Genomic DNA, 23,394 nt, shown 5'->3' with positions numbered 1-23,394 from the left:
CGCCAGGATGTTTGCAAGTCTGTTTATGAACTCAGGGTTCGGATAATGAACCTATAGACCAAGCCTCGCAAGCATGTTGCGAGGGAGGAGACAGCAATGCTCGAACAGGGCGCAATCGATAGGCTGGCAGGCGAGACCATCGCCCCGCAGGGTCATCTCATCGCAGGCAAACGAGTCGGTGGCGAGGCGAGCCTGCCGGTGATCTCGCCCATCGACGGGCAGGCGTTCACGACCATTGCAGATGGCTCGGCCAGTGACGTCGACCGCGCCGTCGCCGCGGCGCGCGCCGCCTTTCCCGCCTGGAGCCGTTCGGGCCCGGCTTTCCGCAAGAAGGTGCTGCACAAACTCGCCGATCTCATCGAAAGGCATGCGCTCGAACTGACCGTGCTGGGCGTGCGCGACAACGGCACCGAGATCAACATGGCCTACAAGGCCGAAGCGCTCTCGGCCGCCGGCACCTTCCGCTACTACGCGGAAGCCATCGACAAGGTCTATGACGAGATCGCCCCGACGGGCCCGGACGTACTTGCCCTGGTCCATCGGGAGCCGCTGGGCGTCGTCGGCGCCATCGTGCCATGGAATTTCCCGCTGATGATCGGCGCCTGGAAGGTGGCCCCTGCCCTCGCCGCCGGCAACACTGTGGTTCTCAAGCCCGCCGAGATCGCTTCGCTCTCGCTGTTGCGCATCGCCGAACTGGCGCTCGAAGCGGGCGTGCCGGAAGGCGTCTTCAACGTCGTGACGGGGCACGGCACCATCGCCGGCAAGGCCTTGGCCCTCCATATGGACGTGGATGCTCTGGCCTTCACCGGCTCTGGGCCGGTCGGCCGCAAGCTGCTCGAATATACGGCCCAGTCCAACCTCAAGCGCGTGTTTCTCGAACTGGGCGGCAAGTCGCCCAATATCGTCTTCGACGACGTCGCCGATATCGACAAGGCGGTTAAGGTCAGCGCCAACGGCATCTTCCGCAATTCCGGCCAGGTCTGCGTCGCCGGCTCGCGCCTCCTCGTGCAGGAAGGCATCTATGACGCTTTCCTCGAAAAGCTCGGCGCGACGACCGCAAAGTTTCGTGTCGGCAACCCGCTTTCGCTCGAAAGCGACATCGGCGCCATTTCGAGCGCCGATCAGCTCGCCAAGGACCTGGCCTATCTCGAAACGGCGCGGTCCGAGGGCGGATCGGTCCGGCAGGGTGGCGAACGGCTTCTCGCCGAAACCGGGGGCTACTATCTCTCACCCGCCATCGTGGAGGGCGTCACCCCGCAGATGACGCTGTCGCGAGAGGAAGTCTTCGGCCCGGTCCTGGCGGTCACGCGCTTCAAGGCCATGGACGAAGCCATCGCCATCGCCAACTCCACCGTCTACGGGCTCGCCTCGGCCGTCTGGACCTCCAGCCTGAGCACCGCCCACACCATGGTGCGCGCCATCAACGCCGGGGTCGTTCACGTCAATACCTATGGCGGGGCGGACATGACCGTGCCGCTCGGCGGGTTCAAGCAGTCGGGCTTCGGACGCGACAAGTCCCTGCATGCGCTCGACAAATACACCGACCTCAAGACTGCCTGGATCGACCTCAAGTGACCACTACCGCCCCCGCCACCATCGACGAACTGATCGACCGCGAGCAGCAGCGCTTCGCCCAGTCCCATCCTGTCTCGCGCGCCAACTGGGAGCGCGGCAAGCAACACTTCCTCTATGGCGGTCCCTCGCACTGGATGCGCCGCTGGGCCGGCGGCTTCCCGCTCTATGTGGATGAGGCCAAGGGCGCGCGGCTCTTTGACGTCGATGGCAAGTCCTATGTCGATTTCTGCCTGGGCGACACCGGCGGCATGTGTGGCCACGCGCCCGAGGCCGTGACGCAGGCGGCCATGCGCCAGCTCCAGCGCGGCACCACCACCATGCTGCCCACCGAGGACAGCCTTTGGGTCGGCGAGGAACTGGCCCGCCGCTTCGGCCTGCCCTACTGGACGCTCACCACCTCGGCCACGGACGCCAACCGCGGCGCCATCCGGTTCGCGCGCATGGTGACGGGGCGCGACAAGGTCCTGGTGTTTTCCGGCTGCTACCATGGGGGGGTCGAAGAGGCCCATGTCGAGTTGCGTGACAGCAAGGTGGCGCTGCGCAACATGATCCACCCCAATGGGGTCGATCACTCGCGCGTCTCCAAGGTGGTCGAGTTCAACGATTTCGACGCGGTTCGCGCCGCGCTCGCCGAGGGTGACGTGGCGGTGGTGCTGATGGAGCCGGTCATGACGAATTTCGGCATGATCCCCGTCGCCGAGGGCTTCCTCGATTTCGTGCGCGAGGAGACCCGCCGGACCGGCACGCTCCTGATCATCGACGAGACGCACACCATCTCTTCGGGCCCGGGCGGCTACACCCGCCTCCACGGCCTCGAACCCGATTTCTTCGTCGCCGGCAAGGCCATTGCCGGGGGAATTCCGGCGGGCATTTTCGGGGTCAGCCAGGAGACGGCCGAAAAGATCTGGGCGGCGGTGCCCTATGTGAACCCGCGCCAGCGCCAGTCGGCTCACCTTGGCATCGGAGGCACGCTCGCCGGCAACGCCCTGACCATCGCCACCATGAAGGCGGTGCTAGAGAGCATCCTCACGCCGGCCAATTACGACCGCATGATCGCCAATGCCCAGCGGCTGGCCGAGGGCGCGCGGCGGGTCATCGCGGCGAACGAGCTCCCCTGGCACGTCACCCAGATCGGCGCGCGCGCCGAGATCATGTTCACGCCCCGCCCGCCCCGCAACGGCGCCGAGGTCATCGCCACCCGGCGTGGCGACCTCGAGACGCTGCTGCACGCCTTCTACATGAACGAGGGCATCCTGGTGACGCCGTTCCACACGATGTTCCTCATGTGCCCGGCCACCACGCAAGCCGAGGTCGACCACCACACGCGGGTATTCGAGAAGTTCGTCGCCCTGCTCAAGGCGGAGGGTATCGCCTGATGGCCTTCGACCTGAGCGGCAAGGTCGCGCTGGTGACCGGGGGCGGCCGGGGGATCGGCGCCGCCATCGTCACGCGGCTGGCTGAGGCCGGGGCGAGGGTCGTCGCCGCCAACCGCACCATCGAACATGCGCAGAGCCTGGCGGAAAGCGTGCCCAACGTCACCGCTACCGGCTTTCCCGGCAGCGGCCGGGCCGCCCTCAAGAGGCTCGTCGATACCGTTGCCGACGAGAATGGCCGGCTCGACATACTCGTCCATAATGCCGGCGGCTGCCCCTGGGCGGACGTCGAGGACCTGACCGAGGAGCAGCTCGAGGCGGCCCTCGATATCAACCTCAAGGCCACGATCTGGCTCAGCCAGGCGGCGATCCCGCACATGAAGCGCAACGGCTGGGGGCGCATTCTCGTGACCTCGTCGGTCTCCGCCCGCCTCGCCATGGGCGGCGGAGCGCATTATTCGGCGGCCAAGGCCGGGGTGAACGCCTTCATCCGCGGCGCGGCGCTCGAACTGGCGCGCACAGGCATCACAGTCAACGGCGTCGAGCCCGGTTTCATCGCCAAGCCTGGACGCGGCAAGATGGGGACGCCGGAAATGATGGCGACGCTCGGCGGCGAAATCCCGATGGGCCGCATGGGCGAGCCCGACGACATAGCCTACGCCATGCTCTATCTCGCGTCCGAAGAGTCCAGGTACATGACAGGTCAGACCATCGTGGTGGACGGCGGCTCGTCCCTGCCCGAAACCGGCTACGCGGTTCATTCGCTCTGGGGCAAGCCATGACCGGCCGGCTCGCGGGCAAGACCGCGCTCATCACCGGGGCCGCCACCGGCATGGGGCGGGCCACCGCGGAGCGCTTTGCTGCCGAAGGCGCGCGACTGGTGCTTTTCGGGCTGGGCGGCGCCGAGCTCGATGACGCCGGTCGCGTCACCGGTGCGCAGGTGATCCATGGCGACATCACGCGCGCCGAAGACGTTGCCCGCGCCATCGCCGCTTGCGGGGCAAAGCTCGATATCCTGGTCAGCGCGGCCGGGATCATCCTTACCGATACGCCCGAAACGGTGACCGATGAAGGCTGGGACAAGACTTTCGCCGTCAACGTGACGGGGACGATGAATGTCTGCCGGGCCGCGCTGCCCCTGCTCAAGGGCGGTGGCGCGATCGTCAACATCGCGTCGGTGGCGGCCTTCAACAGCGGGCCGGGCATGACGAGCTACGCCTCGAGCAAGGCCGCGCTCGTCGCCTATACGCGCTCGATCGCCGTGGCCCATGGTCCCGACGGCATTCGCGCCAATGTCATCGCCCCGGGCTGGGTCCGCACGCCGATGAGCGACATGGAGATGGACGATGCGGCGCGCGCCAACGGGACGACGCGCGAAGAGGAGTTCGAGAACCTGCGCCAGCGCATAGGCTTGCGGCGCATCGCCGATCCCTCCGAGATCGCCTCGTGCTGCCTGTTCCTGGCGAGCGCGGAATCGTCATTCGTCACCGGAACTGTGCTCGTCGCCGACGGCGGCGGGCGCGCGCCGGTGGCCAACCGGGCCGTCTAGCCCTTGACCGCTAAAGGGATGGCGGTCACCTTGGAGGGCAAATAGGCCAGCACTGTAGGGAGGCAGGGTTGGAACTGTTGCAAAGCCAGAACCTGGTGCAGCGCACCTGGTCGGTCGTGCCCTACGAACAGTGGGCGGATGACCTGCATACCATATGCGGCAACTTCAACCCCGTGACCGTGGAGAAGGGCGATGCCGTGCTCGGCGCCGCCCGCGGGATCGACGTGGGCGGCATGAACTTCGCTCATGTCTCGAACAATCTCGACCGTGTCCACCGCTCGATGGACGACATCCGGCGCGATGCCAACGAGCACCTGTTCCTCATCGTCCAGATCGAGGGCATGTGCGGGGTCGAGCATTTCGGCCGGCAGAGCGTGCTCGACGTCGGGGACTGCATCCTGGTCGATTCGACCAAGCCGACGACCTTCCACTTCGGCGGCCGGTTCTCCAATCATCTGTCCATGCACCTGCCACGCCAGACCATGTATTCGGGCGCCAAGGTCGCTTTCGACATCGCGCGCAAGCTCGAATCCCACGATCCGATGGCCGTCATGCTGCGAGCCCTCATCGCCAAGATCATGAGCGCGGCCGACGATGGTTCGCCGCACCTGCGCGAGCTGATGTTCAACGCCACGCGCCAGGCATTCGTCGCCGGCGGCGAGGCGAGCCTGCAGCCCGCCAATGACAGCGCCAGCAAGCGGCTCGAGATCGTCGACATCCTCATCGACCGGCACCTGACCGACAGCGAGCTGGGCGCCAAGTGGCTCGCCACGCAGATCGGCGTTTCTATCCGCACGCTCCAGGAGGACTTCCAGGGGCTGGGCGTCACCTGCACCACGGTGATCCGTGACCGGCGCCTGCGCCTGGCGCGCGAGAAGATCGAGCAGATCCGCGACCAGGGCAGCAAGGAAACCATCGCCGAAGTCGCCTATTCCACCGGATTCAACGACATTTCCTACTTCAACCGGAGTTTTAAGGAGATGTTCTCCTGCGCGCCGCGGGACCTGCTCAAGCAGTAGGAATGGCCCGCGCCTTTCGCGCGTTTGAGTCCAAGTCTGCCCGCGTCCCTCTCCAAGACGGCATTCGTTAACGGATTCATACTTCTCCCAAGTTCTGGGAGGAGCCCAACGTGAATCCGTATGCCCTTTTGATCGACGGCAAGCGCGTCGAGACCGCCAGCCATGCCGAAGTCAAAAATCCATCGACCGGCGACACCGTCGGCCTGATGCCGCTTGCCACGCCCGAGCAGCTCGACCTCGCCGTCGAAGCCGCCGCCCGCGCCTTCAAGACCTGGAGCCGCACCGCCGATGCCGAGCGCAAGCGTGCCTGCCATGCGGTGGCCGATATCATCGCCGCCAATCAGGAAGAGCTGGCGCTGCTGCTGACCCGCGAACAGGGTAAGCCCCTCAACGGCCTCGGCTCGCGTTTCGAGATGGGCGGCACCCTCGCCTGGACCCGCTACACCGCCGACCTCACCCTTCCGGTCGAAATCCTGCAGGACAACAACGAGGGGCGTGTCGAGCTTCACCGCAAGCCGATCGGCGTCGTCGGTTCGATCACCCCGTGGAACTGGCCGGTGATGATCGCCTCCTGGCATATCATTCCCGCCATCCGCGCCGGCAACACCGTCGTGCTCAAGCCCTCGCCGCAGACGCCGCTTTCCACCATCCGCATGGTCGAACTCATCAATCAGGTTCTGCCGCCGGGCGTGGTCAACGTCATCACCGGGGAGAACAGCATCGGTGCGGCCCTTTCGGCGCATCCAGGCATCGCCAAGATGACCTTCACCGGCTCGATCGAGACCGGCAAGAAGGTCATGGCCTCGGCCGTGGCCACCCTCAAGCGCCTCACGCTCGAGCTGGGCGGAAACGACGCGGGCATCGTCCTGCCCGATGCCGATCCCAAGCAGATCGCACAGGGGCTCTTCTGGGGCGCCTTCATCAACAACGGCCAGACCTGTTCGGCCCTCAAGCGCCTCTATGTCCATGACAGCATCTACGATGCGGTGTGCGAGGAACTCGTCGCCTATGCCGGCACCATCGCCATCGGCGACGGGCAGGACGAAGCCTCGATCCTCGGCCCCATCCAGAACGAGATGCAGTTCAACAAGGTGAGCGAGCTGGTCGAAGACGCGCGCACCAGGGGCGGGCGGATCCTCACCGGCGGAGCCCGCATGGAGCGTCCCGGCTACTTCTACCCCATCACGCTGGTCGCAGATGTCGATCACGGTTTCCGGCTTGTGGACGAGGAGCAGTTCGGCCCTGCCCTTCCCATCATCCGCTACAGCGACATCGACGAAGTCATCGATCGCGCCAACAGCCTGCCGGTGGGCCTGGGCGGATCGATCTGGTCGAGCAATATCGAAAAGGCGCGCGAACTGGCGACGCGCCTCGAATGCGGCATTGCCTGGGTCAACAAGCACGGGGCCATCCAGCCCAATGCGCCGCATGGCGGCATCAAGCAATCGGGCATCGGCGTCCAGTTCGGCGTCGAAGGCCTCAAGGAGCTGACCGTCGCCCAGACGGTCCTGAGCTGACCCATGGAGCGCTACGATTACATCATCGTCGGCGGTGGCTCGGCCGGGTGCGTGCTGGCCAACCGGCTCTCCGAGGATCCCTCCGCGAGCGTGCTGCTGATCGAATCCGGCAAGCGCGACACCGATCCGTGGATCCATATCCCCGCCACGTTCTTCAAGGTCCTGGCCAAGGGCGAAGCCGTCCACCCCTACGCGTCCGAGCCCGAAAAGGGCCTCAACGGGCGGCCCTCTATCGTGCCGCAGGGCAACGTGCTGGGCGGGGGATCGTCGATCAACGCCATGATCTACATCCGCGGGCACCGCAACGACTACGACACCTGGGCCCAGTCCGGATGCCCCGGCTGGTCCTACGAGGAAGTGCTCCCCGCCTTCCGCTCGCTGGAGAACAACGACACCTTCAACGGCGCTTATCACGGGCAGGCCGGCACGCTCTTCGTTTCCAACCCGCGCCATCGCCATCCGCTGACGCGCGCCTTCGTCGAGGCTGCCCAGGAAGCCGGCCTCAAGCCTAATCCCGATTTCAACGGCGAAGACCAGGAGGGCGTGGGCTTCTACCAGAGCACGACCCATAACGGGCGCCGCTGGAGTTCGGCGCAAGCCTTCCTGCGCGAGGCAGAACGCCGCCGCAACCTCACGATCCTCACCGAGCGCAAGGTCGCCCGTGTGACCTTCGAGGGCAAGCGCGCCACCGGGGTCGAGCTGCTCGACGGGACGCGCTATCTCGCCAATCGCGAGGTCATCCTTACGGCGGGCGCCATCGCCACGCCCAAGATCCTGCAAGTGTCGGGGATCGGCGACGCCGATCACCTCTCGAGCCTTGGTATCCCGGTGGTCGCCGACCTTCCGGGCGTGGGAGAGAATTTCCAGGATCACCTCGAAGTGCCCGTTCAGGGCGAAACGCGCGATCCGATTTCGATCCTCGGGCAGGACCAGGGCGTCAAGGCCGCGCTGCACATGCTGCGCTATGTTGCGGCGCGCCAGGGGCTGCTGGCCTCCAACGTCGTGGAAGCGGGGGGCTTCGCCGATACCGCCGGGGTGGGACAGCCCGACATCCAGTTCCACGTCATTCCGACGCTCATCGGTTTCGTGGATCGCGAGCCCGAGCCCGGACACGGGCTTTCCATTGGCCCCTGCTTCCTGCGTCCGCGCTCGCGGGGCACGGTCAAGCTTCGCTCGGCCAACCCTGTCGACAGCGCGCTTTTCAACGCCAATGCCCTGTCCGATCCCGCCGATGTCGAGACGCTGGCGCGTGGCGTCCAGCTTGCCATCCGCATTCTCGAAGCCCCGGCGCTGGCTCGGCTCGTCAAACGCCGCGTTCTGCCCAGGCCGGGCGTCGAGAGCGATCCGGCGGCCCTGCGCGACTACATCCGGCAGACCGCCAAGACGGTGTTCCATCCCTCGGGCACGGCCAGGATGGGCCGCGCCGAGGACAGGACGGCCGTGGTGGGCCCCGATCTCAAGGTGCATGGCGTCGACGGACTTCGCGTCTGCGATGCCTCGGTCATGCCCACACTCGTCTCCGGCAACACCAATGCCCCCGTGATGATGATCGCCGCTCGCGCGGCCTCGTTCATCACCGGCAAGGTCATTGCCGGCTGATTGCGCTTTCCGGTGCGTGGAGGACGCGCCGGAGCCAAGCGCCAGGACCTTCCGGGCCGCAACTGCCTGATCGCGGCGACCCGGGCGAAAAAGAAGCGATCAGTGGAGGAGGAACTCATGAAACTGCGTTTGGCGGCCATTGCCGCAGGACTAGCTTTCATCGTCATGTCCGCAGGAGGCGCGAGCGCCGCCGCGGTCTGTGGTGAAGGAACGGGCCAGGCCGCGACCGGCGAGCCCATCGTCATCGGCGCCATCACCGGCAAGACCGGCCCGGACGATTTTTCCAATTCGACCCGGGCGGCCAAGGCGTATTTCGATTGCCTCAACGCCAATGGCGGCATCCACGGGCGGCCGGTGCAATACATGGTCGAAGACGACCAGTGGAACCCCGAAATCGCCGCCCAGCTCGCCGCCAAGCTGGTGGATGACCAGAAGGCCGTGCTGATGGTCGGCAATTCCTCGTTCGTGGAATGCGGCGCCAATGCCGACTTCTACAAGAAGTCCGGCATTACCGTCGTCGCCGGCGTCGGCGTGCCGCGTGAGTGCTTCTTCGCCTCGGCCATCGCGCCGACCAATGCCGGTCCGCGCGTCTCGATGCTCGGCGCCATGGGCTATGCGCTGGATCAGCTCGGCGCCAAGTCGGTGGTCTGCATTGGCCCCAACATCCCGAACGTGGGCTCGTGGTCCTGCGACGGCGTAATGCTGCTCGCCAAGGAAAAGGGCTTCCCCGCCTCCACCATCCTCATCGACCAGGGCAGCGCCGACTCCACCTCGGTAATGCTCCAGGCGGCATCGTCCAATCCGGACGTCATCGTGCTTGGCATGTCCAAGGGTTCGGCCGTGCCGCTGCTGGTGGCCGCCGAGGAACAGGGGCTCAACGAGAAGATCAAGTTCGTCTCGGCCGCCTCCGCCTACGACCTATCGGTGCCCGAGACCATCGGGCCGGGCTGGGACGGCAAGTTCTACGTGAACATGGAGTTCAACGACCTCGAGGCCACCACCCCGGACAACCAGAACTGGCTCGCCGTGATGGATGAATACGGCCAGAAGAGCGACCCGCGCGACACCTTCGCCCAGGCCGGCTACCTGGCCGCCCGCATCGCCGAAAAGGCGCTGATGAGCATCGACCCCGCCAACATCACCCGCGAAACCGCCGGCAAGGCCGTGGCCGACATCAAGGCTTTCGAGAGCGATATCTTCTGCGCGCCCTGGTATTTCGGCGCCGACCAGCCCCGCCACAATGCGAACAGCACCACGCGCATGGCGGTCAGCGAAGGCGGCAAGTGGAAGGTGGTTTCCGATTGCGCTCCCTCGCCCGATCCGGAACTGGCCGACATTCGCGCCTTCGAAAAGAGCGCCGGGATCACCCAGTAAGTCCTGACGCCAGCGCGTCCCCGGAGCAGCACCGGGGACGCGCCCTTCTCACGGGGACGGTCAATGAATTTCCTGCCTTTCATCATCTCGGGCCTGGGGATCGGCGCAGTCTATGCGCTGTCCGGAGTCGGCCTGCTGGTGCTCTTCCGCGCCACCGGCGTCCTGAATTTCGCCTTCGGCGCCATCGGGGCGGTCGGGGCGCACGTCGCCTGGCAGCTTATGGAATGGGACTATCCACTCGCACTGGCGATCCTCGCCGCGGTCCTGGTGTCCACGCTCGTCAGTTTCCTTTACGGCCGGTTCCTGGCTCCCCTGCTCTCCTATCGCGACACCGTGGTGCGCGCCGTCGGCACGCTTGCGCTGGCGCTGTTCCTCATCGCGCTCATGGGCGTGGTGTGGGGCGAGCTGCCGCGCCGCCTGCAGTTTCCGACCGACCAGATGTACCTCACGCTCTTCGGCGTGCGGCTGACCTTTACCCGCATCATCGCGCTGGTCCTGGCCATCGTGGTCGTCGGCGGCATCACCGTGCTGCTCGGCACCACGCGCCTCGGGCTCGACATGCGCGCCCTCGCCAATGACCGTGACCTCTCGGCGATCCTGGGGGTGCGCATCACCCGCACCGAGACCGCCGCCTGGATCATCACCGGCATCTTCGCCGGGCTCGGGGGCCTGCTGCTCGCCGATCTCGTGCGGCTGCAGGGGACATTCCTGACCTTCCTCGTCATCCCGGCGATTGCCGCCGCCATTCTCGGCCAGCTCCGCTCGCTCTGGGTCACGGCCTTTGCCGGCCTCGGCATCGGGGTCGCTGAAGCGCTGCTGACGCCCATCGACTGGATTTCGCCCTACCGTTCGGCCACCCCGTTCGTCATCGCCCTCATCGCCGTCATGATCCTGGGAAGCACCGCGCAGGCGGCGCTCAAAGACCGATGACCGCTCAGAACCAGACCCTAGCTCGCCCCATGGCTTCACCTTCCGCCATCCGCGTTCCCCGCGAAGTCCTCGTCATTCCAGTGGTCATGGCCGTATTCACCGCCGCCGTGGCGCTGCTGGCCAATTCGTTCTGGCTGACGGCCGCAACCTCAGCGGTTGCCCTGTCGCTCTCGGTCACCGGGCTGGCGATCCTCTATGGCCAGCTCGGCCTCGTCTCGCTCTGCCAGTTCGCGCTGGTGGGTGTCGGCGGCTGGGTGACGCTGCGCATCGGCCACGCCTGGCATCCGCCTTTCGAAGTCTCGATGCTTTCGGGCGGCATCGTCGCCGCGCTTGTCGGACTCATCTTCGGTATTCCCGCCCTGCGCCTGCGCGGGCTCTACCTCGCGCTCGTCACGCTGATGCTTGCCGGGGGCTTCCAGACCATCATCGGGGCCTGGGGTTTTCCCGATGGGGGGCCGGGCTTCCTCGGCCGGGCGGACGGCGCCGGACGCGCCATGCTCTCCCGTCCCGACCTCGCCCAGGATTCGGTGCCTTATTTCGTCTATGTGTCGATCGTCGCCACCATCGGCCTGGTCATTTCCCAGTGGCACAAGCTGGCCCGGCCGGGGCGCGCCTGGGCGCTGATCCGCAAGGGCGAGCACGTCGCCATCGCCTCGGGCGTGAACGTGCTCACCTACAAGGCCTGGGCCTTCGCCCTCTCCGGCTTCCTCGCCGGGATTGCCGGGGCCCTGCTCGCGGGCAATGTCGGCCAGCTCGACGGCCGCGCCTTCACGGCCTTCGAAAGCCTCAACCTCTTCGCGCTCGCCGTCGTGGGGGGCGTCTACAACTGGTACGGCGCCCTCATCGCCGGGCTCCTGCTGCGCGCGGTTCCTGCCCTGCTGACAGATCTGGGCATCGACGGCTACGTCACCATCGGCATTTTCGGGGTCGCGCTGTTCCAGGCGCTCGCCACCGCCCCGGCAGGCATCGCGGGGCAGATTTCGGGGCTCATCGCCCGCCTTACCCGCAAGGGGCATAAGCCATGATCGCCATCGAAAACCTCGTCGTGCAGTTCGGGGGCGTCCGCCCCATCGACAACCTGACCGCAACCATCTCGGCGCCGGTTTCGGGCCTCATCGGCCCCAACGGCGCCGGCAAGACGACGCTGCTCAACGTTCTCTCCGGCTTCGTTTCGCCGGTCCAGGGTGCCGTCAAGGTCGAGGGGCGCGACTTGCTGGCCCTGCGGCCGCTCGATCGCGTCAAGTCGGGCCTGCGCCGCTCGTTCCAGACCGAACAGGTGGTGGAAGACCTCACCGTGGCCGGCAACCTCTACGCCATCGCCGACCACGTCACCGGCCCGGGCGAGCGGATCGAGGCGGTGGAAGCCGCCCTTGCCTTCACCGGACTGCGCGGCGTCGCCGATACGCTGGGCAAGGCCCTCAACCTCTTCCAGCGGCGCCTCGTCGAGCTGAGCAAGTGCCTCATCGGCAAGCCGCGGCTGGTGCTGCTCGACGAGCCGGCGGCGGGGCTCACGGACGAGGAAAGCGCGACCCTGCGCGAGCTCATCATGCGCATCCCCGACGAATTCGGCGCCCAGGTGCTTCTCATCGATCACGATGTCGAGCTCATCCGTTCGATGTGCACGCAGACGCTGGTGCTCGACTACGGCAAGATGCTCGCCCTCGGTCCCACCGAGGAGGTGCTGGCCAGCCCCGATGTCCGCCGCGCCTATCTGGGGGAGTTCTGAGAGATGACCCGTTCGATCACCGTCCAGAACCTCACCGTCGCGCGCGGCGGCAAGCGCGTCATTCACGATATTTCGTTCGGGGTCGCGCCCGGCCAGATCTCGGCATTGCTGGGAGCGAACGGCGCCGGCAAGTCCTCGACGGTCATGGCCCTTGCCGGCGCCATTCCCACCGACAGCGGCAAGGTGAGGCTCGGGGACGAGACGCTGACCGGGCTTTCGCCCGACCGCATCCGCCGCCATGGCGTGGCGCTCGTGCCCGAAGGCCACCGCGTTCTGGGGCAGTTGAGCGTGGAGGACAATCTTCTGGTCGCCGCGCTCGATCCTTCCGCCACGGCGCGACGGGCGGGCCTCGACCGCGTCTACGAAATCTTCCCCGAACTCGCCGAACGGCGCCGCCAGCAGGCTTCGGACCTCTCAGGCGGGCAGAAGCAGATGGTGGCGATGGGCCAGGCCTTCATTGCCAGGCCCGATTTCATGATCGTGGACGAGCTTTCCCTGGGGCTCGCGCCGACTGTGGTCCGGCGCCTCGCCGAAGCGCTCAAGCTCGCCGCGAGCCAGGGGATAGGCGTGCTGCTCATCGAACAGTTCGCCAAGCTGGCGCTCGATCTGGCCCGGCACGCTATGGTTCTGGAACGGGGGCGGCTCGTCTATGACGGCCCTTCGGCGACCCTGCGCGAGAACCCCGAAATCCTCCACGGCGCCTACCTCGCCCAGTAAGGAGCTCCACCCGTGTATCACGACGCCCGAGGTTCCGACTTCGCCGCCGCCGCCCGTTCGCTCTTTGGCAACGTCACCCTCGATTTCCCCGGCGAGCGCGGCGACCGGCGGCTGATCGCGACGGACCTGGGGACCGTCCGTCTCTCGCACCTGCGGGCCGGCGCCCATGACGTGCTGGGAGAAAGGGTGGTGTTGCACTCCTACGATCCGGACGCGATCAAGCTCATCATCCAGACGTGCGGCCTTTCCGAGCTGCGCCAGAACGGACGGCGCGCGCAGGTCAGCGCCGATGCGGTGGTGGTCTACGACCCCACGCGCCCCTACCTGCTTTCCAATCCCGGGCCGGTGGATCTGGTCCTGTTGCAGATGCCGCGGACGGCCTTTTCGCGCCCGGTTCTCGAGCGGCTGGCCCGCCCGTTCCGCAGCCAGGAGCGTCATGCAGGCCTCCAGCAGGTGCTGTTCTCGCTGATGCGCACGACCCTGGGGGAGGCGGCGCGGCTCGATGATGCCGCCCGCGTCAGCGTCGGCCAGACGCTTCTCAACCTCGTCAACACCATGCTCGAGGGCAATATGAGCCAGGAGCCGAACAGAGCACCGACCAAAGCCTCCCGCCAGGTACTGTTGCAGCGGGTCAAGGCCCACATCGAAGCCAATCTCGGCGATCCGGACATGACCGTCGCCGAGATCGCGCGCCGCATGGGCTGCTCTCCCCGCTACATCTTCCGCGCTTTCGAGGAAGACGCCACCACGCCCGCCGACTACCTCTGGAACCTGCGCCTCGAAAAGGCGCGTGAGCAGCTCCGTTCGGGCGACCGCACGCAGTCGATCTCGGACATCGCCTTCTCGCTGGGCTTCTCCTCGAGCGCCCATTTCTCCCGTGCCTTCAGGGCAAGGTTCGATGCCTCGCCGAGGGAGGTTCGCGGGCGAGTGAACTGAGGGTCAGGATCACCCCAGGGGCAAAATCTCGCCCCCGACTCCCGTCCTCCACCCCTCCCCCATGCGGACGGAAAGGCAATGCCGGGATCGAGCAAATGCGTCGCCCCCCTTTTGTGGGGAGGGAACAAGGGTGAGGGTGAACCAAAGCAAGACTCCCTCCCCGGCCCCAGCTGCCGGAGAGGGATGTGGAGCCTTGAACTTCCCCCCGTCAGTGCATGGACTCAACGACCTTCCATGTGTCGGTGAACTGCTCGAACCGGCGGATCTTGTCCCCGGCGACTCCCCAGACGTGAACGACGCGGGCCGTGAAGTTCTTGCCCGTCTTCTTGTTTCGGGCCGTGTAGACGCCGGTGGCGACCACGTCCTCACCGGCATCGAGCAGGCGCTCGAGCTTGAAGGTATAGTCGTCGAACATGGCGCCGAGCGCCTGGAAAACGTTGGCGAAAACCTCGTCGCGGCCCACATAGGTGCCGGCGCAGGGGAAGCCTGCCATTTCCGTCCACCGGCAATCGGGCGCGATATCGGCCAGCATGCCATCCATGTCGTGCCGGTCATTGGCGTCGTAATGGGCCTTCACGACCTCATAGGCAGTACGCATCAATCAGTCTCCTCACACCGGTTCCTGGCCCGGCAGGTAATAGGTCATCGAAACTTTGCGGATATGGGCGCCGGCCGGGCTGTTCTGGATCGCGCCGTCCCCGGTGATGCCGAGGAACTTGCCGGTCGAGCGCATGTCCTTGAAATTGTAGAAGAAGGTCGACGCGACGGCGATCTTGAACTCGCGGAAGGTGAAGACATACTGGTCTTCGTCGAACTTGTAGGTGGTCGCCAGGTCCACGTCGCCGTGGCCGCGCTGCACACCCACCAGGTTCTGCCAGGCATAGCGCCGGGACGAGAGATAGGTGTGCTCGTAGACGTGGTTGGGGCTATAGGTGAAATGCGCCCGCAGCCCGATAAGATCGCGCGTTTCGTGCGGTACCATCCCCGTGGCCGGGCCACCATCGATGACGCCCGGCCGGAAGATCTGGGCCACCTGCGGCTCCCCGACGCTCTCCTCCTTGGCGCGCACGAGCGAATAGATCGAGAGGGCCCGCTTGGACTTGAGGTTGAGGATCAGCGTCTCGGCCTCCTTGGGCCGCCCCGCGAAGATGATCTCCACGAAATAGGTATCGGGCGCCACCTCGATCACCTCGCAGGCGTCACTGGCACCGTCCTTGCCGTCGTTCCAGACCACGGTTCCGTCGGCGAAACCCAGCTCGAGGGTCCGTCCATCCTCGAACGCCACGCTATGCTTGCTGCCCGCCAGGGCATTGGTCGCCGGCAGGCGGTTGGTGTCGATGCCGAAGGCGAACTCGTCGTAGGTCTTCCAATCCTTGGGGTTCTCGACCGCCATGGGGTCCTCCTCTTTTGTCGTTATTGCACAAAGGCCAGGGTCGGCAGGTCAACCGTGGAGGCGCCGCCGTCCACTGTCACGATGGCGCCGTTGACCATCGACGCCTCGGGCGAAGCCAGGAAGCAGACGACATTGGAAACTTCCTCGGCCGAGGCCGGTCGGCCCATCGGCACATCCTTGGTGACCAGCGCATAGGCCTCATCCACACTGGCGAAGCCGTGCTTTTCGACGAGATGCTGCATCTGGTCGTCGGCCATGGCGGTGGTCACCCAGCCCGGACAGACCGTGTTGGTGCGCACGCCCTTGCGCCCGTAGTCGCGCGCCAGAGACTTGGCCAGCCCGATGCAGGCGTGTTTCATGGTCACGTAGCCTGCCGCGTCGGGGCCTGCGAACAGCCCGGCAATCGAGGCCAGCACCACGATATTGCCCTTGGATTTGATAAGCTCGGGCAGGCTTTCCCGGGCGCTGACGAAGGCGGTGTTGAGGTTGAGCTGCACCGCCATGTTCCAGGTTTCGTCCGACATCGAGATCGTCGGCCCGACTCCGTGCCCGCCGGCATTGGCGATGAGGATATCCAGCCCACCGAACGTTTCGACGATGGCCTTGATCGCCGCCTTCATGCTGGCAGCGTCCGAGGCATCGGCCTGGAACACCGAGGCCCCGATTTCGCCGGCTACCGCTTCGAGCGGCTCCTTGCGTCGTCCCACGAGCGCGACATTGCCGCCCTCGCTGGCGATGCGCCGCGCCACCGCTGCGCCTATCCCCGTACCGCCACCCGTGATGAGGGCCGTCTTTCCCGAAAACCGCATATGCGCCTCCCAATTCTTGCGTTGGAAGGTGCCCGCTTTCGGGGCGCGCGTCCTGTCCCAGTGCGAAATCTCTCTTGACTGAGCGTGCACACCGCCTCAGGTCAGCGGTCCCGGCAGGGCCGCCTCTGCCGCCGCGATCAGGTCCTGTTCGTGCCGGGAGAAATAGATGGCACTGGCGAGGATGCTCGCGATGCCGAGGCCCAGCATCAGCAGCCCCAACGGCCCGCTGAACTGATCGATCGCCTTGCCGGCATAATAGGCGCCCAGGCCATAGACGCTGGCCCAGACAATCCCGCCCGTCGCATTGAAGAGAAAGAATTCCGGCCACGGCATCTTGTTCGCGCCGGCCGCCAGGGCCGTGAGCGTCCTGAGCAGAGATACGAAGCGGCCGAAGAACACCACCTTGCCGCCGTGCTTCGTGAAGAGATAGCGCGCCACCTTGAGCCGCGGCTCGGTCAACCCGACCCGGACGCCATAGCGCTTGAGGACGCGGAAGCCGATGGTGCGCCCGATCAGGTAGCCGATGGTGTCCCCGATGATGGCGCCGGCAGCGGCGGCGGCGATGACCCATCCGATCTGCAGGTCGTGGGTCGCCCCGGCCAGCACCCCGGCGCTGATCAGCACGGTCTCGCCGGGCACCGGTATGCCGATGCTCTCGAGGCCCACGAGCCCGGCGACGGCAAGATAGCCATAGCTGGCCACGAACTTGGAAAAGGAGAGGCCGAGCAGGGACATCGTCGTTGAGCGCCTCCCTGCCCCTGGGTTCCTCTAGTCGCCGTCGCGCGAAATGGTTTCGTTCAGCCGGGCGGCGCCCGGAACTTCCTTGCCTTCGGCCTGGTCCCTGAAGAGAGCGGCACGCGCCAGCAGCATCAGCGTCACGGGGGTGGTCACCGTGATGAAGATGAAGACGAGAATTTCATGAAAGAGCGGCCGGCCCTGGCTGATCGAAAAGAAGATGATCGAGGCCGCGACGATGAACAGGGTGCCGAAGCTGGTGCCGAGCGTGGGCGCATGGATGCGCTCGTAATAGGTCTTGAGCCGCAGGAGCCCGAAGGCGCCGATCAGCGTCAGCAGCGCCCCGGCCAGCACCAGGATCGCGATGATGACCGCCGCCCAGACCGGAAACTCGTCGAGCCCGCTCATTCGATCACCTCGCCGCGCATGAGGAACTTGGCGAGGGCCACCGTACTGACGAAGCCGAGCACCGCGATGATCAGCGCCGCCTCGAAATAGATGTCGGTGCCGGTGCGGATGCCGAAGCAGATCAGGCTGAGCATGGCGCACATGTAGACCGCATCGAGCGCCAGCACGCGATCCTGGGCGCGCGGGCCATAGGCGACGCGGAAGGCGGCGAGCGCCATGGCTAGGGCCAGGATGAGTTGGGCGGCCGTCACCGACCAGACAATGATTGCCGCGCTCATTGGAAGATCTCCAGCAATAGCGCCTCGTAGCGGGTCTTGACGGTGTTGATCCACTGGTCCTCGTCGGTGAGGTCGAGCACATGGATCAGCACCACGTTGCGGGCGGAGTCGTAGTTCAGCCAGGCGCTGCCGGGGGTGGCGGTGACGATGCAGGCGAGCACGGCCAGGCCGACGCGGTCGGTCAGCTCGAGCGGTATCTCGATGAAGCGGTTGGTCTGCCGGCTGCGCCCGGTCAGCAGCACGCGGGTCACCTGGATATTGGAGACGAAGACGTCGAGCACCACCCGGCCGAGCAGGCGGAGGATCGAGCCGTAGCGATAGACATGCGGCTTGGGCGGATCGAGCGATGCGGTGACCCAGGCGGTGGCGATGCCGATCAGGGCCCCCAGCAGGATGTGGCCGAGGCCGAGGCTCTGGTTGAGCAGCAGCCACATCACCAGCAGGCTTACGGAAAGCAGCGGATAAGGGAACAGGCGTCTCAATGTGCTGCCTCCCCGCCCGGCACTTCGACAAGCGGCGTCGAGAGGACGCTCGAAATATACTGGTGCGGCTGTTCGAGCGCCTGTGCCGTCAGGTCCATGTAGCGCATCACCGGGCCGCCCCAGACGGTTAGGGCGACACAGAGCGCCAGCAGCACAGCGACGGGGGCCAGCTCGATCACGCGAACGCGCGGCGCGGCCCCCTCAAGGGAGGTCCAGAACGTGGAGATACCGAGGCGGGTCATGCCGATGAGCGCGGCGAAGCCGGAAACGATCACCAGCGTCAGCAGCACCCAGACGGGGCCCGGCACGTCTTCGATGCGCCCGGCGAGCATGCCCTGGAGCATGGCGAACTTGGCCACGAACCCGGAGAGCGGGGGCAGGCCCGAAAGCAGCAGCGCCACCGCGCCGAAGCTGATGCCGAGGATGGCCATGACGCCGGGGATGGCCAGTCCCACTTCTTCCTCGTGGTCGGTTTCCTCGTCGTCCTCGCCATAGGCCTCGGTCGTCACCGCCAGGATGTCGGCGCCGGCGACGCGCGCCCGCTCGACCAGCTCGATCAGGAGGAAGAAGGCCGCGGCGGTGAGAGTGGAACTGACGAGGTAGAAGAGCGCGCCGCTCGTGACCTGGGTCAGGCCGAGCCCGACCGCGGCGAGCAGGGTGCCGGACGAGACCAGCACGCTATAGCCGGCGAGGCGGGCCATGCCCTGGGAGGCGAGCACGCCGATGGTTCCGAAGGCAATGGTCGCCATGCCCATGTAGAGCAGCAGGGCGCTGCCGAAGCCGGACGAGGCCCCTGCCCCGTCGCCCACCAGCAGCAGCGACAGACGCAGGATGACGTAGATGCCCACCTTGCTCATGATCGCAAAGAGCGCCGCCGCTGGCGCGCTGGCAGCGGCGTAGGTCGTCGGGAGCCAGAAACAGAGCGGCCATGCGCCCGCCTTGATGAGGAAGGCGATGCCCAGCACGCCCAGGCCCGCTTCGAGCAGGTTGCGGTTTTCGGCGGCGACGGAGGGGATGCGCGCGGCGAGGTCGGCCATGTTGAGGGTGCCGGTCATGCCATAGACGAGGCTCACCCCGATCAGGAACAGCATCGAAGCCGCCAGGTTGATGGCGATGTAATGCAGCCCGGCCCTCACGCGCGGTCCGCCCGACCCGTGCAGCGCCAGGCCGTAGGAGGCCGCGAGCAGCACCTCGAAGAAGACGAAGAGGTTGAAGAGATCGCCCGTGAGGAACGCGCCGGCCAGTCCCATCAGCAGGAACTGCACGAGCCCGAAAAACGCCGGGCCGGCGGCGCTCCAGCGGGCCAGCGCGTAGACCTGAGCACATAGCCCCAGGATTGCGCCGAGCAGCAGCATCAAGGCCGAGAGACGGTCTGCCGCCAGCACGATGGCGAAGGGCGCCGGCCAGTTGCCCAGGGCATAGGTCCGGGTCAGATCGGCGGGAGCATCCGCGCCCACGCTTGCCAGCAGCACAATCGCCAGGGCGATGAGGCCCAGGTTGGAGAGGAGGCTGATCACGGACTTGGCCGTCCGCAGGCGGTCGTCGAGCAGGAACAGCAAGGCGCCCGTCGCCAGCGGCAGCAGTATGGGCAGGATGACGATGTTCTTGAGCAGCAGGTCCATGTCAGTCCCTCCTGCCATCGACGTGGTCGGTGCCGGTCAGCCCGCGCGCCGCGAGCAGCACCACCAGGAACAGCGCCGTCGTGGCGAAACTGATGACGATGGCCGTCAGCACGAGCGCCTGCGGAATGGGGTCGGAGAAGCCGGTGATATCGGCACCGGCGCCCGGCAGGATGGAGGCGGCGTTCGAGCGCAGGCGGCCCATGGAGAAGATGAAGAGGTTGACCGCGTAGGAAAGCAAGGAGAGCCCGATGATGACCTGGTAGGTGCGCGGGCGCAGCAGCAGCCACACGCCCGAGCCCGTCAGTCCGCCGATGGCGAGTGCGATGATCAGTTCCATCAGCGGCCTCCCGCCGTGGTGACGGTGGGCCGGCTGGCCGGCTTGGCCTCCGGAACCCGCGCCGGCTTGGGCGCGCGGATGGATTGGTGCGCGAGTGCGATGAGGATGAGCACGGTCGCGCCCACCACCAGCAGGAACACCCCCAGGTCGAAGAAGAGCGCGCTCGCCATCGGCACCTTGCCGATCAGCGGCACGTCCACGTACTGGAACGCCGAGGTCAGGAACGGGAAGCCGAAGGCGAGCGAACCGAGGCCGGTGAGCATAGCCACCAGCAGGCCCGAGCCCATCCAGCGGATGGGCAGGATGCGCAGGCGCGCCTCGACCCAGCGCGTGCCCCCGGCCATGTATTGCAGGATGAAGGCGATGGACATGGTGATGCCCGCCGCAAACCCGCCGCCCGGCGCATCGTGACCGCGCAGGAAGAGGTAGACCGCCAGCACGGTGATGACCGGGAACATCCAGTTCATGATGACGGCCGGAATGGTCAGGTAATCGTGCACGGTGCTGTCAGTGTCGCGCTCTGGCCGCGCCTGGTCATAGGCGTTCTGCACCTGCTGCTGGGCCGGCTTGGGCACGCTTTCGGCGGCCGGCCGGAAGCGGCGCAGCAGCGCGAAGACCGTGATCGCCACGATGCCCAGCACGGTGATTTCGCCCATGGTGTCGAAGCCACGGAAGTCGACGAGGATGACGTTGACGACATTGCGCCCGCCGCCCTCCGCATAGGCGCGCTCGAGGAAGAAGGCCGAGATGCTGTCGAGCAGCGGACGCGTCATCACCGCATAGGAGACGAGCGCCATGCCCGCGCCGGCGATCACCGCGATCGCCAGGTCGCGATAGCGGCGCACGAAGGTCTTGATGCCGCCCCGGGGCTCGGTTTCGGGCTTGCGTTGCGGCAGCCAGCGCAGGCCGAGCAGGATGAGGACGGTAGTGACGATCTCGACCACCAGTTGGGTCAGCGCCAGGTCGGGCGCCGAGAACCAGACGAAGGTCATGCAGGTCACCAGCCCCGCCCCGGCCATGAGGATGAGCGCGGCCAGGCGGTGGAACTTGGCCTGGTAGGCGGCGCCGATGGCGCAGGCGAGGCCGATGGCCCAGAGCAGCGCCAGCACCGGATCGAGCCCATCCAGCGACAGGCCCAGCGCCCCGAAACCGCGCGAGAGCGGAATGAGCGCGGCCAGCACCGCGATGGCGACCACGAGGAACAGCTGCGGCTGGAGCCGGCGCGTGCCCAGGAACATTTCGAGCGTGCGCGCCCATTTCCAGGAGACGGTGACCAGCACGCGCTCGAAGATACGCTGCCCCTTGAGCCGCCGGATCAGCGGGGGGCCATCGATGCCGCGCGCGAAGTGGCTACGCAGGGCAATGTACATCAGGACGCCGCCCACCAGCGCCACCAGGCTCATCAGCAGCGGCGCATTGAAGCCGTGCCAGACCGAAAGGCTGTAGTACGGGGTCTCGGCGCCGAGCACCGAGTGCACCGCCGCGGCCAGGAACGGGCCGATGGTCATGCCGGGAATGATGCCCACCAGCAGGCAGATCAGCACCAGCAGTTCGATGGGGCGGCGCATGAGCGCAGGCGGCTCGTGCGGGGTGCGGTCGAGTTCGGTGGGCGGCGGCCCGAAGAACACGCCGATAATGAAGCGCAGCGAATAGACGACGCTGAACATGCCCGCCAGCATGGCCCCGATGGGCAGTGAATAGTCGATGAAGGGGTTGGGGTTGCGGACCGCCGTCTCGGTGAAGAACATCTCCTTGGAGATGAAGCCGTTGAGCAGGGGCACCCCCGCCATCGCCGCGCTCGCCACCATGGCGAGGGTGGCGGTGAACGGCATGAAGCGGATGAGCCCGCTCAGCTTGCGCATGTCGCGCGTGCCCGCCTCGTGGTCGATGATGCCCGCCGCCATGAAGAGCGAGGCCTTGAAGGTGGCGTGGTTGATGATGTGGAATACCGCCGCCACGAGCCCGAGCGGGGAGCCCATGCCGAGGAGCGTGGTGATGAGGCCGAGATGGCTGATGGTCGAATAGGCCAGGAGGCCCTTGAGGTCCTGCTGGAAGATCGCCGAATAGGCGCCCAGCAGCAGGGTGATCAGGCCCGTGTAGGTGACGATCCAGAACCAGGCGTCGGTGCCGGCCATGAACGGCCAGAAGCGCACCAGCAGGAAGACGCCCGCCTTCACCATCGTGGCCGAGTGCAGGTAGGCCGAGACCGGCGTGGGCGCGGCCATGGCCTGGGGCAGCCAGAACTGGAACGGGAACTGCGCGCTCTTGGTGAAGGCGCCCAGCAGGACGAGGATCAGGGCCGGGATATAGAGGGGGCTGTTGCGCACCGCATCGCCCGAGGCCAGCACGTCGTCGAGGTCGAAGCTGCCCACGATGTTGCCGATGATGAGCACGCCCACCAGCAGTGCGAGCCCGCCCAGGGCGGTGACGGTCAAGGCCATGCGGGCGCCGTCGCGCGCCGCCTGGTTGTGATACCAGTAGCCTATGAGCAGGAACGAGAAGATGCTCGTCATCTCCCAGAGGACGACCATCTGGATGAGGTTGCCCGAAACGATCAGCCCGAGCATCGAAGCCATGAAGGCCAAGAGGAACGCGAAGAACCGCGGCACCGGATCCTTGGGCGACATGTAGTAGCGCGCGTAGATCACCACCAGCACGCCGATGAACGTCACCACGACCGAGAAGATCCAGGCGAAGCCGTCCATGCGGAACACCAGGTTCAGCCCCAGCATGGGCAGCCACTCGATCTCGTAGCGGATCACCTCGCCGGCAGCGATGGTCGGATAGGCCAGCAGCGCCGCCACCAGCCCGAGAAACGCAATCGCCCCTGCGAACCAGGCTTCGGTGTTGCGAGCGTTCGTAGGCAGGAAACCGGCTATGAGGCTTCCGGCATACGGCAACGCGACGAGAAAGAGCAGCAACACTGGGCCTGTCATAGGTGGGCAGGGTTTCCTTTTCGGCTGGGAAGGAGATTGCGACGCACAAGGCGGAATCTGCCTGACCGCCTAACTATGA

Annotated in this window: 23 protein-coding genes; 13 read left to right on the top strand and 10 right to left on the bottom strand. The window is 66.4% G+C overall.

Annotated elements, in window-relative coordinates; genetic code table 11:
• Positions 1–96: 96 nt before the first annotated feature.
• The 13 genes from FNA67_RS07365 to FNA67_RS07305 all read left to right on the top strand — a co-directional run bounded on the left by FNA67_RS07365 (position 97) and on the right by FNA67_RS07305 (position 14,315).
• Positions 97–1,575 (top strand): aldehyde dehydrogenase, encoded by a 1,479-nt coding sequence (locus FNA67_RS07365; RefSeq protein WP_147655563.1) that lies wholly within the window; start codon positions 97–99, stop codon positions 1,573–1,575.
• A complete protein-coding gene (locus tag FNA67_RS07360; RefSeq protein ID WP_147655562.1) occupies positions 1,572–2,951 on the top strand; it encodes a transaminase in 1,380 nt (459 codons plus the stop codon). The genes FNA67_RS07365 and FNA67_RS07360 overlap by 4 nt, the downstream gene beginning before the upstream one ends.
• Positions 2,951–3,730 carry an SDR family oxidoreductase gene (locus FNA67_RS07355; protein WP_147655561.1) on the top strand — a complete coding sequence of 260 codons (780 nt, stop codon included), beginning with the start codon at positions 2,951–2,953 and terminating at the stop codon, positions 3,728–3,730. The genes FNA67_RS07360 and FNA67_RS07355 overlap by 1 nt, the downstream gene beginning before the upstream one ends.
• The gene (locus FNA67_RS07350; protein WP_147655560.1) at positions 3,727–4,497 is read left to right on the top strand and encodes an SDR family NAD(P)-dependent oxidoreductase; all 771 of its coding nucleotides are present in this window, start codon (positions 3,727–3,729) and stop codon (positions 4,495–4,497) included. The genes FNA67_RS07355 and FNA67_RS07350 overlap by 4 nt, the downstream gene beginning before the upstream one ends.
• Positions 4,498–4,565: 68 nt before the next feature.
• Positions 4,566–5,516: a helix-turn-helix domain-containing protein gene (locus tag FNA67_RS07345; RefSeq protein WP_049704574.1), complete on the top strand. Its 951-nt coding sequence runs from the start codon at positions 4,566–4,568 to the stop codon at positions 5,514–5,516.
• Positions 5,517–5,626: 110 nt separating this feature from the next.
• Positions 5,627–7,033, top strand: coding sequence for an aldehyde dehydrogenase family protein (locus tag FNA67_RS07340; RefSeq protein ID WP_049704573.1), 1,407 nt, complete (start codon positions 5,627–5,629; stop codon positions 7,031–7,033).
• 3 nt (positions 7,034–7,036) lie between these two features.
• Entirely contained in the window at positions 7,037–8,632 is a 1,596-nt protein-coding gene (locus FNA67_RS07335; protein ID WP_147655559.1) for a GMC family oxidoreductase, read from the top strand.
• Positions 8,633–8,749: 117 nt separating this feature from the next.
• A complete protein-coding gene (locus FNA67_RS07330; protein WP_147655558.1) occupies positions 8,750–10,006 on the top strand; it encodes an ABC transporter substrate-binding protein in 1,257 nt (418 codons plus the stop codon).
• Positions 10,007–10,069: 63 nt separating this feature from the next.
• Entirely contained in the window at positions 10,070–10,936 is an 867-nt protein-coding gene (locus FNA67_RS07325; RefSeq protein ID WP_049704570.1) for a branched-chain amino acid ABC transporter permease, read from the top strand.
• On the top strand, positions 10,933–11,961 hold the full coding sequence (locus FNA67_RS07320) for a branched-chain amino acid ABC transporter permease (protein ID WP_147655557.1): 1,029 nt from the start codon (positions 10,933–10,935) through the stop codon (positions 11,959–11,961). Before FNA67_RS07325 ends, FNA67_RS07320 begins: the two co-directional genes overlap by 4 nt.
• Positions 11,958–12,662 (top strand): ABC transporter ATP-binding protein, encoded by a 705-nt coding sequence (locus FNA67_RS07315; protein WP_147655556.1) that lies wholly within the window; start codon positions 11,958–11,960, stop codon positions 12,660–12,662. The genes FNA67_RS07320 and FNA67_RS07315 overlap by 4 nt, the downstream gene beginning before the upstream one ends.
• A gap of 3 nt (positions 12,663–12,665) precedes the next feature.
• Complete coding sequence (locus tag FNA67_RS07310) at positions 12,666–13,379, top strand: ABC transporter ATP-binding protein (protein ID WP_147655555.1); 714 nt, start codon at positions 12,666–12,668, stop codon at positions 13,377–13,379.
• A 12-nt stretch (positions 13,380–13,391) separates the two neighbouring features.
• Positions 13,392–14,315 carry a helix-turn-helix domain-containing protein gene (locus tag FNA67_RS07305; protein ID WP_147655554.1) on the top strand — a complete coding sequence of 308 codons (924 nt, stop codon included), beginning with the start codon at positions 13,392–13,394 and terminating at the stop codon, positions 14,313–14,315.
• Positions 14,316–14,523: 208 nt separating this feature from the next.
• Here the strand turns inward: FNA67_RS07305 and FNA67_RS07300 are convergent, their stop codons facing one another.
• The 10 genes from FNA67_RS07300 to FNA67_RS07255 form a co-directional block, all read right to left on the bottom strand.
• Positions 14,524–14,913 carry a nuclear transport factor 2 family protein gene (locus FNA67_RS07300; protein WP_049704565.1) on the bottom strand — a complete coding sequence of 130 codons (390 nt, stop codon included), beginning with the start codon at positions 14,911–14,913 and terminating at the stop codon, positions 14,524–14,526.
• A gap of 12 nt (positions 14,914–14,925) precedes the next feature.
• Positions 14,926–15,708 carry a MoaF C-terminal domain-containing protein gene (locus FNA67_RS07295; protein WP_147655553.1) on the bottom strand — a complete coding sequence of 261 codons (783 nt, stop codon included), beginning with the start codon at positions 15,706–15,708 and terminating at the stop codon, positions 14,926–14,928.
• A gap of 20 nt (positions 15,709–15,728) precedes the next feature.
• Positions 15,729–16,517: an SDR family NAD(P)-dependent oxidoreductase gene (locus FNA67_RS07290; protein WP_147655552.1), complete on the bottom strand. Its 789-nt coding sequence runs from the start codon at positions 16,515–16,517 to the stop codon at positions 15,729–15,731.
• Positions 16,518–16,613: 96 nt separating this feature from the next.
• Complete coding sequence (locus tag FNA67_RS07285; protein WP_147655551.1) at positions 16,614–17,252, bottom strand: DedA family protein; 639 nt, start codon at positions 17,250–17,252, stop codon at positions 16,614–16,616.
• A 33-nt stretch (positions 17,253–17,285) separates the two neighbouring features.
• Positions 17,286–17,660, bottom strand: a complete 375-nt coding sequence (mnhG, locus tag FNA67_RS07280; protein WP_049704561.1) for a monovalent cation/H(+) antiporter subunit G — start codon at positions 17,658–17,660, stop codon at positions 17,286–17,288.
• Entirely contained in the window at positions 17,657–17,938 is a 282-nt protein-coding gene (locus FNA67_RS07275; protein ID WP_049704560.1) for a K+/H+ antiporter subunit F, read from the bottom strand. The genes mnhG and FNA67_RS07275 overlap by 4 nt, the downstream gene beginning before the upstream one ends.
• Entirely contained in the window at positions 17,935–18,420 is a 486-nt protein-coding gene (locus tag FNA67_RS07270; RefSeq protein WP_147655550.1) for a Na+/H+ antiporter subunit E, read from the bottom strand. Before FNA67_RS07270 ends, FNA67_RS07275 begins: the two co-directional genes overlap by 4 nt.
• Positions 18,417–20,042 (bottom strand): monovalent cation/H+ antiporter subunit D, encoded by a 1,626-nt coding sequence (locus tag FNA67_RS07265; RefSeq protein ID WP_147655549.1) that lies wholly within the window; start codon positions 20,040–20,042, stop codon positions 18,417–18,419. Before FNA67_RS07265 ends, FNA67_RS07270 begins: the two co-directional genes overlap by 4 nt.
• Position 20,043: 1 nt before the next feature.
• Entirely contained in the window at positions 20,044–20,379 is a 336-nt protein-coding gene (locus FNA67_RS07260) for a Na+/H+ antiporter subunit C (RefSeq protein ID WP_049704557.1), read from the bottom strand.
• Positions 20,379–23,315: a monovalent cation/H+ antiporter subunit A gene (locus FNA67_RS07255; protein WP_147655548.1), complete on the bottom strand. Its 2,937-nt coding sequence runs from the start codon at positions 23,313–23,315 to the stop codon at positions 20,379–20,381. Before FNA67_RS07255 ends, FNA67_RS07260 begins: the two co-directional genes overlap by 1 nt.
• Positions 23,316–23,394: the final 79 nt, after the last annotated feature.

The organism is Youhaiella tibetensis, from assembly GCF_008000755.1.
In the GTDB taxonomy this organism is placed as follows: Bacteria; Pseudomonadota; Alphaproteobacteria; order Rhizobiales; family Devosiaceae; genus Paradevosia; species Paradevosia tibetensis.
This window is presented reverse-complemented; position numbering and strand designations above follow the sequence as displayed.